The 14,346-nt window shown below is 66.2% G+C and carries 12 protein-coding genes; 3 read left to right on the top strand and 9 right to left on the bottom strand.

Annotated elements, in window-relative coordinates; all coding sequences use genetic code 11:
- Window positions 1–375 precede the first annotated feature (375 nt).
- Together DY468_RS10090 and DY468_RS10095 are read left to right on the top strand one after the other, a co-directional pair.
- Window positions 376–1,272, top strand: coding sequence for a PepSY domain-containing protein (locus DY468_RS10090; protein ID WP_164604683.1), 897 nt, complete (start codon window positions 376–378; stop codon window positions 1,270–1,272).
- A 121-nt stretch (window positions 1,273–1,393) separates the two neighbouring features.
- On the top strand, window positions 1,394–1,804 hold the full coding sequence (locus DY468_RS10095; protein WP_164604684.1) for a flagellar basal body rod protein FlgC: 411 nt from the start codon (window positions 1,394–1,396) through the stop codon (window positions 1,802–1,804).
- 36 nt (window positions 1,805–1,840) lie between these two features.
- Here DY468_RS10095 and DY468_RS10100 read toward each other — a convergent pair whose 3' ends face one another.
- The 7 genes from DY468_RS10100 to DY468_RS10130 form a co-directional block, all read right to left on the bottom strand.
- Entirely contained in the window at window positions 1,841–2,899 is a 1,059-nt protein-coding gene (locus tag DY468_RS10100; RefSeq protein ID WP_164604685.1) for an ABC transporter ATP-binding protein, read from the bottom strand.
- Window positions 2,896–3,894 (bottom strand): ABC transporter ATP-binding protein, encoded by a 999-nt coding sequence (locus DY468_RS10105; RefSeq protein WP_164604686.1) that lies wholly within the window; start codon window positions 3,892–3,894, stop codon window positions 2,896–2,898. Before DY468_RS10105 ends, DY468_RS10100 begins: the two co-directional genes overlap by 4 nt.
- Before the next feature lie 2 nt (window positions 3,895–3,896).
- On the bottom strand, window positions 3,897–4,805 hold the full coding sequence (locus tag DY468_RS10110; protein WP_164604687.1) for an ABC transporter permease: 909 nt from the start codon (window positions 4,803–4,805) through the stop codon (window positions 3,897–3,899).
- On the bottom strand, window positions 4,802–5,782 hold the full coding sequence (locus DY468_RS10115) for an ABC transporter permease (RefSeq protein WP_164604688.1): 981 nt from the start codon (window positions 5,780–5,782) through the stop codon (window positions 4,802–4,804). The genes DY468_RS10110 and DY468_RS10115 overlap by 4 nt, the downstream gene beginning before the upstream one ends.
- Window positions 5,783–5,810: 28 nt before the next feature.
- Complete coding sequence (locus DY468_RS10120; RefSeq protein ID WP_164604689.1) at window positions 5,811–7,418, bottom strand: ABC transporter substrate-binding protein; 1,608 nt, start codon at window positions 7,416–7,418, stop codon at window positions 5,811–5,813.
- 91 nt (window positions 7,419–7,509) lie between these two features.
- Window positions 7,510–8,466: a CobW family GTP-binding protein gene (locus DY468_RS10125; protein WP_164604690.1), complete on the bottom strand. Its 957-nt coding sequence runs from the start codon at window positions 8,464–8,466 to the stop codon at window positions 7,510–7,512.
- The gene (locus tag DY468_RS10130) at window positions 8,463–10,106 is read right to left on the bottom strand and encodes an amidohydrolase (RefSeq protein WP_164604691.1); all 1,644 of its coding nucleotides are present in this window, start codon (window positions 10,104–10,106) and stop codon (window positions 8,463–8,465) included. The genes DY468_RS10125 and DY468_RS10130 overlap by 4 nt, the downstream gene beginning before the upstream one ends.
- A gap of 239 nt (window positions 10,107–10,345) precedes the next feature.
- On the opposite strand from DY468_RS10130, the gene pdxR reads away from it, so the two are divergent.
- On the top strand, window positions 10,346–11,887 hold the full coding sequence (pdxR, locus tag DY468_RS10135; protein WP_164604692.1) for a MocR-like pyridoxine biosynthesis transcription factor PdxR: 1,542 nt from the start codon (window positions 10,346–10,348) through the stop codon (window positions 11,885–11,887).
- A 120-nt stretch (window positions 11,888–12,007) separates the two neighbouring features.
- Here pdxR and DY468_RS10140 read toward each other — a convergent pair whose 3' ends face one another.
- Together DY468_RS10140 and DY468_RS10145 are read right to left on the bottom strand one after the other, a co-directional pair.
- A complete protein-coding gene (locus tag DY468_RS10140; RefSeq protein WP_164604708.1) occupies window positions 12,008–12,796 on the bottom strand; it encodes a sulfite exporter TauE/SafE family protein in 789 nt (262 codons plus the stop codon).
- A gap of 8 nt (window positions 12,797–12,804) precedes the next feature.
- A complete protein-coding gene (locus DY468_RS10145) occupies window positions 12,805–14,316 on the bottom strand; it encodes an aldehyde dehydrogenase family protein (RefSeq protein ID WP_164604693.1) in 1,512 nt (503 codons plus the stop codon).
- Window positions 14,317–14,346: the final 30 nt, after the last annotated feature.

The raw sequence follows: 14,346 nt of genomic DNA on the forward strand, positions 1-14,346 counted from the left end.
GCGCGAAAAACCAGTCACGGATGACGAGCCGAGGTGATCGGGGCCGCAGTGCAGACGACACCACCCTGTGATTCGGGATTTCCCGGACAAGACGCCACGCCCCGCTCAGCTTCGCGAACATCGATCATCCGAACGGTCCGGCGCTTTGCGGCACCTGTCAGCGAAACGATAGGTTCGGCGGTCTACAACGCAGCATGTCCGGCTCGCGAAATGAGGAGCTGCAAGTGCTCGCTGTGGCAACGAGACTGACCGACAGTCATGCGGCATGCCGGACGACCCCAGGAGCGCCGACGCAAGACGCCGTCGACGTTCAGGCCCTGATCAACGACGGGATCGGCATTCGTCTCGCCGCTGATCGCAACCCGAAGTCCCACCATGAACAATGTACTTCTGCTCAAACTGCATCGCTGGACCAGCCTCGTGTTCGCGCTTCCGCTGCTCGCCGTCATCGTCACCGGACTGATCCTCTCGGTCGAGCCGATGCTCCAAGGCCGCGGCCTGCCGGCCGGAACGCTCGATGCCGCCCGCCTCGCAAGCTTGATCGAACGCTACGATCCGCAAGGCCAGGCGCGCGGGCTCGCAATCAACGCCACCGGCCAGCAGATGCGACTGCTCGGCATCAAGGCGCCGCCGATCGATCTGGCGACAGGCGAAGCTGCCGCCGCCAGCGATTCCACCGGCGACCTGCTGCTGTGGGCGCGGCGCACCCATGAGCGCCTGCTCGGCTACGAATGGCTGGTGATCGCCTCGACCATCGCCATGACGGTGCTGATGACGATCGGCGTGCTGATGGGGCTGCCGCGGCTCCGCAACAGCCTCTCCGGCTGGCACAAGGGCGCGGCGTGGTTCACGCTGCCGCTGTTGCTGCTCAGCCCCCTCACCGCGCTGTGCATGGCGTTCGGCCTGACGTTCTCCAGCGGCCCGCCGCCGGCCCGCATGACCATCGGGCTGACCGACGCGGTGCAGCAGATCAGCCAATCGCACGACGTCTCGCATCTGGCGATGATCGCCAACCGCGGCGGGCGGATGATGGCGCGGATTTATGAAGACGGCGAACTGCGCGCCTACACCTTTACGCCGGACGGCGTCACGCCGCTGCCGCGCAACTGGCCGCGGCTGCTGCACGAGGGCAATTGGTCGACGTGGCTGTCCGGCACGCTCAACGTCGTCACCTCGGTGGTGCTGCTCGGCCTGCTGATCACCGGCGTCTGGCTGTGGACCCGGCGCAAGCTGCGGCGGCGTCCACAGCGGCCGGCGACGCAATCAGTCTGACGCCGCGGCAGGATTGAGAAAGGATTGGCTGGATCGCTCAAATTGCACCCAAGCGGTGCACGGATCGTTGGGAGGTGCGGGCGTCTTCTGCCCGCACCTGTCCGCCGCAACGAGCGCATCCATGTCCAGCATTTCGTCGATCGCAGTCTCCGGCCTGAAAGCAGCGACCCGGCGGCTGGAAGTGTCGGCCAGCAACATCGCCAATCAGCAATCGACCGGCGCGCTGCCCGGCGCCAACGGCACGGTGCCGGCCGGCGCACCGCAGGCTTACAAGCCGCTGCAGGTCAATCAGACCGACACATCGACCGGCGGCACACAGACGAGCCTCAGTACGACCTCGCCCGCCACCGTCCCGGTGTCCGACCCGCAGGCGCCGTTCGCCAATGCGGACGGCATGGTGGCGGCCCCGAACGTCGACCTGGCGCAGGAGTTCATCGGCCAGATGGTCGCCAAATACAGCTACACGGCGAACCTCGCCTCGCTGAAGACCGACCGCGAGATGAGCAAGGCTCTGCTCGACGCCACGGCGTAACTTCTTTCATCATTGCGAGGCGGCGCAGCCGAGCAACTAACCGATCGGCCCGCTCACCGGGCGCGGGGTGAAATCGGGCACGCCGATCTCGTCCTTGCGGTGGCAGGCGACATAGTGCTCGTGCCCGGTGGCGTCGAGGAAGGGCAACTCTTCGCGACAGCGCGCCTCGGCGAACGGGCAGCGCTGGGCGAACCGGCAGCCGGGCGGCGGATCGACCGGCGACGGCGGCTCGCCCTTGACCAGATACTTGGCCTTCAGCTCGTCGCGGAGCGGACCGGGCGGCACCGCGGCCGACACCAGCGACCACGTGTAGGGATGGCGCGGCGCAGTGAACAGCGCCGAGGCCGGCGCCTGCTCGGCGATCTTGCCGAGATACATCACGGCGATCTCGTCGCAGAACTGCTGGATGACGCCGAGATCGTGCGAGATGAAGATGTAGGTGAGGCCGCGCTCGCGCTGCAGTTTCTTCAGGAGATTGAGGATCTGCGCCTGGATCGCGACGTCGAGCGCCGACACCGCCTCGTCGCAGACGATCAGCTCGGGCTCCGGCGCCAACGCGCGGGCGATACACAGCCGCTGACGCTGACCGCCGGAGAACTGATGCGGAAACAGATCGGCGGCTTCCGGCGGCAGGCCGACTTCGGCCAGCAGCTTGCGGACGCGGGCATCGCGTTCGCTGCGGTTACCTATCTCGAGCAGATCGAGCGGTTCGCGGATCTGGTCGCCGGCGCGGCGGCGCGGGTCGAGCGCCGAGAACGGGTCCTGAAACACGATCTGCAGATGCTTGCGCGCCTTGCGCAGCGGCTCGCCGGTGAGCGGCATGATGTCTTCGCCGCGGAACACCACCTGCCCCGAGGTCGCCTGCACCAGCCGCATGATCGCCTGCGCGGTGGTGGACTTGCCCGAGCCGCTTTCGCCGACGATGCCGAACGTCGTGCCGCGCTTGACGCGGAAGCTGACGCCGTCGACCGCGTGCACGAACGACGGCTTGTCCCACAGACGCTTACGGCCGGCGCGGAAGTGCACCACCAGATCGTTGACGTCGAGCAGATAAGGATCGCCGTCGGCCGGACGCAGGTCTTCATGGATCATCATGCGGCGATCTCCTCGGCGCGCCAGCACGACACCGCATGCCCGGCTTCGACATGTCCGAGCGGCGGTTGCGGCTTCGAACGGCACAGTTCGGAGGCGTTGGCGCAGCGTGCCAGGAAGGCGCAGTCCGGCCCGCGATTGCCGAGCCCCGGCACCATGCCGGGAATCTCGCCGAGGTCGGTCCAGACCTCGGGCTTGGCGACGCCGACCGCAAGATGCGGCACGCAGCCGAGCAGGCCGCGCGTGTAGGGATGGCGCGGCCGCGCTGCGATCTCATGCGCAGGCCCGGTTTCGATGCAGCGGCCGGCATACAGCACAGCGATCTCGTCGGCGAGCTCTGCGACGGCGCCGAGGTCGTGGGTGATCAGCACGATCGCGGTCTCGGTCTCGTCCTGAAGCTGCGCGAGCAGATCGAAAATCTGCGCCTGCACGGTGACGTCCAGCGCGGTGGTCGGCTCGTCGGCGATCAACAGCTTCGGCCGGCAAGCCAGCGCCATCGCGATCATCACCCGCTGCCGCATGCCGCCGGACATCTGATGCGGATACGCCTTGGCGCGCTGCTCGGCGGCCGGGATCTGCACCGCCTTGAGAAACTGCACCGCCTGCTCGGCGGCGTCCTTGCGGCTGAGCCGGCGGTGATAATACAGCACTTCGGCGATCTGATCGCCGACAGTGTAGAGCGGGTTCAGCGCCGTCATCGGCTCCTGGAACACCATCGACATCGCATCGCCCCGCAGCGCCCGCATCCGCTTCGGCCGCGCGGCGAGCAGATCCTCGCCGTCGAGCACGATGCGGCCGCCGGTGATCACGAAACCTTCCGGCAGCAGCCGCATGATCGCCAGCGCGGTCATGCTCTTGCCGCAGCCGGATTCGCCGACCAGCGCGATGGTGCGACCCTTGTCGATGTTGAATGACAGATTCTCCAGCACCGGCACCAGATCGCCGTCGCGATTGGTCATGCTGACGCTGAGATTTTCGACAGAAAGTACCGGCGTCATCGTTACCTCCGTCGCAGCCGCGGATTGACCGCATCGTTGACGCCGTCGCCCACCAGACTGACCGCGAGCACCGCCAGGAAGATGGCGGCGCCCGGGAACGTCACGGCCCACCAGGCGTCGAGCACGTAGTTGCGGTTCTGGCCGATCATCAGGCCCCAGCTCATGGTGTTGGGATCGCCGAGGCCGAGGAAGCTGAGGCCGCCCTCGAACAGGATCGCGGTGCCGATCGCCAGGGTCGCCGACACAATAATCGGGGGCAGCGCATTGGGCAGCACCACGCGCAGGATCAAATGCAGATTGCCGGCGCCGGCGGCGCGCGAGGCCTTGATGAAGTCGAGGTCGCGCAGCCGCATGAATTCGGCGCGCGTCAGCCGCGCCGCCGAGGTCCAGCTCACCGCGCCGATCGCCACCGTGATGGTCGACAGTTTCGGGCCGAACAGCGTCACCAGCACCATCGCGAACAGCAGCGGCGGCAGCACCTGGAAGAACTCGGAGATCTTGACCAGGAGGGCATCGACCCAGCCGCCGAAGAAGCCGGCGAGCGCCCCGACGGTGACACCGATCACGATGGTGATCAGCGCCGCCACCGCGCCCACCGTCAGCGTCGCCCGGCCGCCATAGATCAGGCCGGCCAGCACGTCGCGGCCGAGATAATCGGTCCCGAACAGCGCATCGGCGTCCGGCGGCGCGAACGGCATTCCGACGATGTCGAGCGGATCGACCGGATGCAGCCACGGTCCGAAGATGGTGCCGGCGATCAGCACCAGCAGCAGAACCGCGCCGGCGACGCCGGACGGGCTTTTCATGAACTGCCGCAGCGCAGCCCGTGCCGGCGACACCGCCTTCGGGACCTTGGTGACGGCAGGAACCGGCTTCTGTGCCATGGCGAGCCTGGACTCCATCGTGCTCATCGGGCACCTGCGCGAATACGGGGATCGATCAAACGGTAGACCAGGTCGGTGAGAATGTTGGCCGCGATCACCATCACGGCGGAGAAGAACAGCACGCCCATCAACGTCGGGTAGTCGCGGCGCAGGATCGAGTCGAACACCAGCCGGCCCATGCCCGGCCAGGAATACACCGTCTCCACCAGCACCGCGCCGGCGAACAGATTGCCGAACTGCAGACCGACCACGGTGACGATCGGGATCAGCGTGTTGCGCAGCGCGTGCTTGACCAGAACGACCCGCTCCGGGAGGCCCTTGGCGTGGGCGGTGCGGATGTAATCGGCCGACAGCACGTCGATCATGTTGACGCGGGCGAGCCGCGAATATTGGGCGACGAACACCAGCCCGAGCGTGATCGACGGCAGCACCAGATGCTTGGCGACATCGGCCGCATAGGCCAGGCCGGTTTTCGGATCGACCACGTCGGTCATGCCGCTGACCGGCAGGATCGGCCACACCGAACCGAACAGAAGCAGCAGCAGCAGGCCGGTCCAGAAGATCGGCGCCGCGTGGCCGGCGAGCGCCAGCACGGTGACGCCGTGGCTGAGCAGGCCGTTCGGCCGCCGCGCGCTGATCACGCCCAGCACCGTGCCGATCAGCACGGCGATCACCAGCGACGCCGCCGCCAGATACAGCGTGGCGGGCAGACGCTGCAGGATCAGGCCGAGCACCGGCTGGTTGAAGTAGTAGGAATAGCCGAAGTCGCCGTGCACCACCTTGCCGAGATAGGTGAACAACTGCTCGAGCAGACTATGGTCGAGGCCGTACTTGGCCCGCAGCGCCGCGATTACCTCGGGCGACGCCCCACCCATCTCGCCGGCGATCACCTGCACCGGATCGCCCGGTGCGAGATGGATCAGGCAGAAATTCATCACCAGCACCGCCAGCAGCAGCACGACGGCGTTGGCGAATTTTCCGAACAGATGGGTGAGGAGGGCCATTGATGCTTCGTCGCTCGAGAGTGGCGGATCAGTTCTTCGGCGGAGTCACCCAGTACAGCTCATCGAGCGGCGAGGCGACACCCCACACCGTGGTCGGCAGGTTGCCGAGCCCCTTGGCGAACGAGGTGTGGTACGGCGTGGCGTTGATGTAGAAGATCGGCGCGTCTTCGACGACGATCTTCTGGAACTCCGAATACAGCGCCTTGCGCTTGTCCGGCGAGCTCTCCTGGGCGGCCTTGCCGAGGATCTCGTCGACCTTCGGATTGGCGTACTGCTGGGTGTTCGACCAGATGATGCCCTTGCGAATGTTGGAGCTGAGATAGGTCCGGTCGACGCCGATCACCGGATCGCCCCAGTTGAAAACCGTGTCCATCGTCATATCGAAGTCGAAACTGGCGACACGCTGGGCCCAGGTCGGGAAGTCCGGCGCGGCGCGGACTTCGAGATTGATCCCGACCCGCTTCAGCGCCGAACGCAGATATTCGGCGACGTTGCGCTGCTGCTCGTCATTGCCGGGGATGTAGTCGATCGTCAGCGAGGTGCGGACGCCGTTGCCGTCCGGCTTCAGCCCGGCCTCGTCGAGCAGCTTGTTGGCCTTGGCGATGTCGAATTTGTACTGCTCGACATTCTTCTCTTCCAGCGGCGAGCCCGGCGCGATCGGTCCGGTCGCCGGCATCGCCTTTCCGCCCATCAGCTTCTTGACGATGAAGTCGCGGTTGGCCGCATAGCCGATCGCCTGACGGACGCGGGCGTCGTCGAGCGGCTTCTTCTTGGTGTTGAAGGCGAGCCAGTTCAGCGCGCCGATGCCGGCAAATCCCTTGTCGGTGACGACGACGTTCGGCGCCTTCTCGAGCCGCTCGATGTCACGCACGCCGGTGAAGTAGGGCACCATATGAACGTCGCCGCGCTCGGCCGACACCATCAGGGCGTTCGGATCCGAAATCAGCCGCACCACGATCTTGTCGAGCTTCGGCCGGCCCGGGATGAAGAACTTGTCGAACTTCTCCAACGTGTAGTAGTCGCCCTGCTTGTATTCGGTGAGCCTGTAGGGGCCGGAGCCGATCGGCTTCAGGTTCGCGGGGTGCGATTTGACGTCCTGGCCGTCGCCGTAGATGTGCTTCGGCAGAATCGGCATCAAGGCCGGCGACATCGCCAGCAGCAGCGCCGGATGCGGATGCGCCAGCTTGATCACCGCGGTGTGCGGGTCCGGCGTATCGACGCTCTCGACCGCGGCCAACATCGTCTTGAACGGATGGTTCGCCTTGATGGTCATGATCGAGAACGCGACGTCCTCGGAGGTCACCGGCTTGCCGTCGTGGAAGGTGGCATTCTTGACCAGCTTCAGCGTCACCGTGAGGCCGTCTTTCGACACATCCCACGACTCGGCCAGATACGGCTGCGGATTCCAATTGTCGTCGTAGCGCAGCGGGCTCGCGAAGATCTGGGTGCTCGGCAGCGCGGTGGCGATGCCGGACTGGACCGCGCCGTTGAAATGCCGCGGCACCTGGGTCGAGCCGATCACCAGCGTGCCGCCGGCGCCGCCTTCCGCAGCCCGCGCGGTGAATTCGAATGGCAGACCGATCAGGGCGGCACCGCCGATGGCTCCGGCGAGGAAGGATCGCTTGGTCAACTTCATGGTCGGGACTCCGCTGTCGAGAGGCATGAAAGGTGCTTGGAAACCGGGGCAAAGCGGCCGCGGTCAGATGCGAAGGACAAGGCTGCCGCCATCACGACGTCACCCCGGCAGGTGCGAGCGCGCGATCGAGAATCGCATCGAGTTCGGCCGGCGGCGGCAGGTCGGCGGTGCCGACGCCTACCAAAACGATTCCGGGCTCGGCGGGCTCGGCATCAACGGGCGACAGAGTCCAGACGCTCTCGACCATCTGAAACACCTTGGCGTCGTCCTCTCCGGCGAGGCGGCAGGAGCCCTTCAGCCGCAACAGTTGCGGCGGCAGCTTGTCGACCGCGCAGGCCAGCCGGTTGCGGTCGAACCGACCGGGACGGCGATAGGCCCAGCTCTTGAAAGTGGCGCCGTGATCGACCACTGGCTCCCCGACGGCCTCGGCCCGAAACCCGTTTTCCGCCGCGGACGTTTGCAGCGCTGCCAGCGTCGGCATCGCACCTTGCGCGGTGTCGACGATCCGAACGTCGGGGCGCAGGCTCCGCACTGCGGCGCGCGCAACCGTCAGAGCCTCGGCGTCCACCAGATCAGTCTTGTTGAGCAGCACCACGTCGCAGCGTTCGAACTGGCCGCGCACGGTATCACCGACCCGCGCGTCATCGATCAGTTGCGCAATCCGGCCGGCATCTGCGAGCACGATCACCTGATCGAGCCGCAGCGACGGTTCGATCAGCGCGATCTCGGCGATCTTCCACGGATCGCCGACACCGGAAGCTTCGATCACGATCCGCTCGAACGGCACGGCGGCGTCGAGCACCTTGCACATCGTATCGATGAAACTCGTCCCGATGCTGCAACAGATACAGCCATTGGTCAGCGTCATCGTGGTGCCGTCGTGGCTCGCGATCAGCGTCGCGTCGATATTGATCTCGCCGAAATCATTGACCAGCACCGCGGTCCGCGGGCCGCCGCTGCGCAGCAGATGATTGACGAAGGTGGTTTTGCCCGCACCGAGAAAGCCGCCGATCACCGTGACTGAAATGGTCGCGGATGCTGCCGTCATGCGCGGGGCGCCTCCTGGATCAGGCCGCCGACCACCGTGCCCCAAACCGCGACATCCTTCAGCTGCTCGGCCGGCACGGCGAGCGGATCGTCCTCGAGCACGACGAAGTCGGCGAACTTGCCGGTTTCGATGCTGCCGACCAGATGATCCATCTTCAAAGTATAGGCCGCGCCGATCGTGATTGCAGCAAGCGCCTGCTCGACGGTCAGCGCTTCGGTATCCCGGCCCAGCACACGCCCGCTCGACGAGACGCGATTGACCGCACACCATGCGGTGAACAGCGGCGCCAGCGGCGTGACCGGCGCGTCGGAGTGAATCGCAAACGGCACTCCGATCCGCTGCGCGGTGCCGGTGGCATCGAGCCGCGCCGCCCGCTCCGGCCCCATCGTCAGCTCGTAGTGAGCGTCGCCCCAATAGTACAGATGATTGGCGAACAGATTGGCGCAGACGCCGAGGCTCTTCATCCGCCGGAACTGCGCGGCGCTGGCCATCTGGCAGTGCTGCAGGGTGTGACGATGATCGGGACGCGGCGCAGCGATCTGCGCCGCTTCGATCGCATCGAGCGCAACCTCGGTCGCTTCGTCACCATTAGTGTGAATGTGAAGCTGGACACCGGCACGGTGATACGCCTCGACCAGCCGCGGCAGCTCTTCGGGCGCGATGTACCACAACCCGTTGGGAGCGCCGTTGTGATAACCGGGCCAGCGCAGCCGCGCGGTGAAGCCCTGGATCGAACCATCGACCACCAGCTTGACGATGCCGTAATGCAGCTTGTCGCCGGCATGGCTGCGCAAGGTCTCGAGCTTGGCGATGGCCTGCTCCGGCGTATGCGACACCGCGGCCAGCGCCGGCACCAGCCGAACGCCGAAGTCGGCGGCGCGGGTCGCGCTGCGATACACCTCGATGGTCGGATCGGCGAGGTCGTTGTGCAGATCGGTGATGGTGGTGACGCCCTGCACGCAGGACGACGCCGCGTAGCGCCGGACGTCGGCCTCGGTGATGGTGCCGGCGAGCGGGTTGTGGCCGAGCGCGCGGAACAGCCGCATCCGAGCCGGAATGCCCTGCAGCTCGCCGCTGGCCAGTCCGTCTGCTCCCGCGACCACGCCGGAGATGTTGGTGGCGTGGAGCAGCTCGGCACGCTCGAGCGTCAGCGTGTTGACGTTGTTGATGTGGAACGAGGCGTGGACCACCAGCACCGGACGCTTAGTCGATACCTTGTCGAGATCCTGCCGGGTGAGCATTTTGCCGCCGATATGCAGCGGATCGAAGCCCCAAGCATAAAGCGGCGAGCCGTCGTCCGGCATTTCGGCCTCGGCCTGCTGCAGCCGCGCGACGATCGCTTCGATGTCCGGCACCCCGGACACCACCTTACCCTCGGGCGACCGCCGATCGAACGCGCCGACATAGGGCTGCTTCCACATCAGTCCTTCCATGATGTGGCTATGGCCCTCGACGAAGCCCGGCATCAGCACCTTGTCGGCAAAGCGTGTATCGAGCCGGGCACCGCTCACCATCAGTTCGTCGGCGCTACCGGTGGCAACGATCCGCCCGTCTCGCACCGCAACATGCGTCGCGCGCGGCCGCGACGGGTTCATGGTGATAATCTTGCGGGCGGAATAAACGACGGTTTCAGGCGTCACGCTTAGTCTCCAAGCTTGCGATTGCGAGCGTGAAGCGATCGACCCGCCGGCACTAGCGCCAGATGCCGAGCACGAATGGAGCCAGGGCCATGCACCAGCCGCCACCCCCGATGGCTCGGTTCTTGCAACCACCTTGTAAAGGCTTCATGCTTCGGAATTGCAGCGGCTTCGCGTCGTCGCGTCAGTAAGGGTATCGCGTCTTGGGAAAGCTAGCACAGCTCACATACCGGGAGTCGACTGTGACACGCGCGCCTAACGGCGATGCAATTGCCTCCTCGGATGCCGCCGCATTAGGCAAAGACGAACTATTCTGGGGCGCACTGTTCCGTGGCCTCAATCGCGGCGGCTCCTTTCTGCAATTGCAGATTCGCCAGATCATCGTCACTGCGATCGAAGACGGACGGTTGCCGCTCGGCATGAAGATGCCGTCCAGCCGCGACCTTGCGACCGTCCTCAAGGTGTCACGGAACACCGTGGTGATCGCTTATGAGCAACTCGTCGATCAGAACTTTCTGGTCTCGCGGCAACGCAGCGGTTATTTCGTCGCCGGCCTTCCGAAGAAATTCGCCACCAATTCGCCCGGTCTCACCGAGGTCACGAGCCGCGGCGACGACCACTGGACCGAGCGGTTTGCGGTCAAGCCGTCGGCGCATCGCAACATCGTCAAGCCGCTCGACTGGCAGACCCATCCGTATCCGTTCATCTTCGGCCAGTTCGATCCGAGCCTGTTTCCCACCAACGATTGGCGCGAAAGCGCGCGCGCCGCGCTCAGTGTTCCCGAAATCAACAATTGGGCGCGCGACCTGATCGACGGCGACGATCCGGCGCTGATCGAGCAGTTGCAGCTACAGGTGCTGCCGCGCCGCGGCATCCACGCCCGCGCCGACGAGATCATGATGACGATCGGCGCCCAGCACGCGCTGTATCTGATCGCGACGTTGTTCATCAACGGCCAGACCAAGGTCGGTATCGAAGAGCCTGGCTATCCGGACGCTCGCAACATCTTCCGGATGCTCACGCCCAACGTGGTGCCGCTTTCCGTCGACGCCGAAGGGCTGGTGCCGGACGCCACGTTCCAGAGCTGTGCGCTGGCCTACGTCACCGCCAGTCATCAGTGCCCGACCGCCGTGACCATGCCGCTGCCGCGCCGCGTCGAGTTGTTGAAAGCCGCCGCGGCCGGCGACGTCGTGGTGGTCGAGGACGATTACGAGGGCGAGCTGATGCCGGAGACGGCGACACTGCCGCCGCTGAAGAGCCTCGATCGCGCCAGCAACGTGCTCTATGTCGGCAGCCTGTCGAAGGCGCTCGCCCCCGGTCTGCGGCTCGGCTACGTGGTCGCGCCCGCTCCGGTGATCCGCGAGCTCCGCGCGCTGCGCCGGCTGATGCTGCGGCATCCGCCGCTCAACAATCAGCGCGTCGCGGCGCTTTTCATCGGCCTCGGGCATTATCGGGCGCATCTCGCCCAGGTCGGACGGGTCCTGCTCGAACGCGCCAAGCTGCTCGACCATCTGCTGCCGAAGTACCTGCCCGGCTGCAGTTTCTCACGAGGGCCGGGCTCGACCAACTTCTGGGTGACCTGCCCGACCTCGATCGATGCCACCGCGCTGGCCGAAGCCGCGCTCGAACAGGGCGTCGTTATCGAGCCCGGAGCGGTATTCTCGATGGACGAAACCGCGAGCCGGCACTGCTTCCGGCTCGGCTTCTCCTCGATCCGCACCGACCGCATCGAGGTCGGCATCGAACGGCTGGGCAAGGTTCTGGCGACGCAACTCGAGGGCTAATCAGACGTCGCAGCCTCTCCGCGTCATTGCGAGGAGCGTAGCGACGAAGCAATCCAGAAGCTCCATGCTCGGCATTGGATTGCTTCGCTTCGCTCGCAATGACGGGGAGAGGCGTCTGCCTCACATCAGCTCGGACAGTCCCTTCGCGGCACTGAGCAGTGCGACGGCGCCGAGGCTGGCGATCGAGACCCGGCGATGCAGCCGCTCGCTGCCGCGGCGAAAGCCTTGCTCGCCGATCCAGGTGCCGAACACCATCACCGGCAGCGCCATCGCGGCCAGCCACAGCACGTTCACGGTAGCGAGGCCGACCAGCGCAATGCTGGTGAAACCGGCGATCGAGGTCGCAAGGAAGAACACCAGCAGCGAGGCGCGCACCGCGACCGCGCGGAACGGCCCCGACATGTAGTAAACGATCGCCGGGGGGCTCGGCATCGCGGCGAGGCCGTTGAACAGACCGCACAGCATCCCGACGCCGGTGGTCACGGGCGGCGACGGAATCTTCTCGATCGCAAAGCCACGACCGAGTACCACCACCGCCGCCGCCGTGATGGTCGCGATAACGATCCGCGCCACCGGCGCCGGCGCAACGCTGAGCGCCAACGCCCCGATCGGCGAGCCGATCACCGCGCCGACGATCAGCCAGCGCAGCGACGCCCAGTGACAGTCGCGATGATTGCGGCGGAGATCATTGAGCCCGCCGAGCAGTTGCAGCAGTACGGCAACCGGCACCGCCTTCGCGGGCGGCATGAATATCCCCATCAGCGGCACGGCGGCGAGCGCGAAGCCGAACCCGGTGAAACCGCGCAGCAGCGCTGCCGCCAGGACCGCGCTCAGCACGCCCACGATCGCCATCGGCGACGGCAGCGTCGACAGGAAACTCGCAGACGCTTCGGCGATCAGCTCGTGCATCGCCGTCGTCACCGCATATCGATGACGACGGTCTTCTTCTTGGTGAAGTGCTCGAGCATCGCCTCCAGCGACGCTTCCTTACCGAGGCCCGACTTGCGGAAGCCGCCATAGCTCAGATTCGGCTGGATGGTGAGGTTCTGATTGACCTGGACGTAGCCGGCGTCGAGCCGCTGCACGGTGCGCAGCGCGCTGCGCAGATCGTTGGTCCACACCGTCGCGGCCAGGCCGAAGTCGCTCTCGTTGGCGCGCGCGATGACGTCGTCCTCGTCGTCCCACGGCTGCACGCAGACCACCGGGCCGAAAATCTCTTCGCGCATCAGCGGCGAATCCTCCGGCACGCCGGTGATGATGGTGGGCTGCAGGAACAGACCGTCCTTGAGATGGCTCGCGGCCGGCAGTTCGCCGCAGCGATCCACTTTGGCGCCGGCGGTGCGCGCGCCGAGATCGATGTAGGATTCGACCTTGGCCTTCTGCCGCTGCGAGATCACCGTGCCGATATCGGTCGCCTCGTCCAGCGGATCGCCGATCTTCAGCTTGCTCACCGCTTCGCGCAGCGCCGCCACGAAAGCGTCGATAAGCTTGGTGTGAACGTAGATCCGGCTCGCCGCGGTGCAGCTCTGGCCCTGACGAGTGAACCGCATGCCGGCGATCGCGCCGGCTACGGTGCGCGGCAGATCGGCGTCGGGATAGACGATCATCGGGCTCTTGCCGCCGAGCTCGAGGCTGACCGGAATGATCTTCTTGGCCGCCATCTGATAGATCAGCTCGCCGACCGCCTGCGAGCCGGTGAACGTCACCTTGGCGACCGCGGGATGCTCGACCAGCGCTGCGCCGCAGTCGCGGCCGGTGCCGCAGATCACGTTGAGCACGCCGTCCGGCAGAAGCCTCGCCATCAGCCGCGCCATTTCGATGGTCGCATACGGCGCCTCTTCGGAGGCTTTCACTACCACCGTGTTGCCCGCCACCAGCGCCGGGGCGATCTTCAGCATCATCAGCACCAGCGGCACGTTCCACGGCAGGATCGCGGCGACGACGCCGAGCGGCTCACGGCTGGTGTAGGTGAGAATCTGCGGATCGAACGGCAGCGTCTCGCCCTTCAGCTCCGAAGCGAGGCCGGCATACATCGTGGTGATATCGACCGCGGTCGCAACTTCGCCGCGGCATTCGGTCCGGATCGCCTTGCCGGTTTCGAGCGCCAGCACGGTGGCGATGACGTCGCTCTGCTCGGCGATGGCGCGTGCCGCAGCCGCGATCAGCTTGCCGCGCTGCCGCGCCGGCATCGCGGCCCAGCCGGGGAACGCGGCCGACGCAGCCGCAACCGCACGGGCGACATCGTCGCCGGTCGCGGCCGGCGCCTTGCCGATCACTTGCCCGGTCGCGGGGTCGACGACGTCAAGCGTGGCGCCGGCGACGGACGGCACCAAGGCGTTGCCGATCAGGTGACGGGCCTGAAGTTGCGAGATCACCTCCGACACGGCGGGGGCGATGGCGGGATCGATGCGGGTGGCGATGTTGATCATCACGCCACCTTGGCGATCCGGCTTCCAACG

Source organism: Rhodopseudomonas sp. BR0M22 (assembly GCF_010907035.1).
In the GTDB taxonomy this organism is placed as follows: domain Bacteria; phylum Pseudomonadota; class Alphaproteobacteria; order Rhizobiales; family Xanthobacteraceae; genus Rhodopseudomonas.